Here is a 501-nt window from a genome sequence, read left to right as displayed (position 1 = left end):
CCACGCTGAACCCCGACACCCGGCGCCTGCTGCCGGTGCAACTGGGCAGCGTGGACTTTGCCGCCACCGAGGAACGCATCACCAAGCTCATGGGCAAGGGCGAGGCGGCGGCCCGGCGCGCGCTCATGGAACTGCACGGCGACGCGGTCGAGATCGACATCTGACTCGGGAAGAACAAGCACAATGGCGGGCCCCGGGAATAACGGCGTACCGACCCGGCAAGCCGCCGACACGGGTTTTCGTTTTGCCGGCGCAGCCGTAGCGCCGCTCTCTGCCCAACCGAGGATTCCATGCCGATCTGGAAAAAACCCACCGACCTGAACCAGCTCAACGCCGCCAACCAAGGCACCGCCGCCCAGCACCTGGGCGTAGAGATCGTCGAGCTGGGCGACGATTTCCTGCGCGGCCGTGTGCCCGTGGACCAGCGCACCAGGCAGCCGTTCGGGCTGCTGCACGGGGGCGTGAGCGTGCTGCTCGCCGAGTCGCTGGGCTCCATCGGCG

At 68.3% G+C, this 501-nt stretch carries 1 protein-coding gene; it reads left to right on the top strand.

Translation table 11 applies throughout. The features are described from left to right. Positions 1-290 precede the first annotated feature (290 nt). On the top strand, positions 291-501 hold a 211-nt coding region (locus tag VTU_RS0106210), incomplete at its 3' end, for a hotdog fold thioesterase (protein ID WP_010102175.1).

The organism is Verminephrobacter aporrectodeae subsp. tuberculatae At4, from assembly GCF_000193225.1.
Classification (GTDB): Bacteria; Pseudomonadota; Gammaproteobacteria; order Burkholderiales; family Burkholderiaceae_C; genus Acidovorax; species Acidovorax aporrectodeae.
The sequence above is the reverse complement of the archived record's forward strand: the minus strand, read 5'-3'. Positions and strand labels throughout refer to the sequence as shown.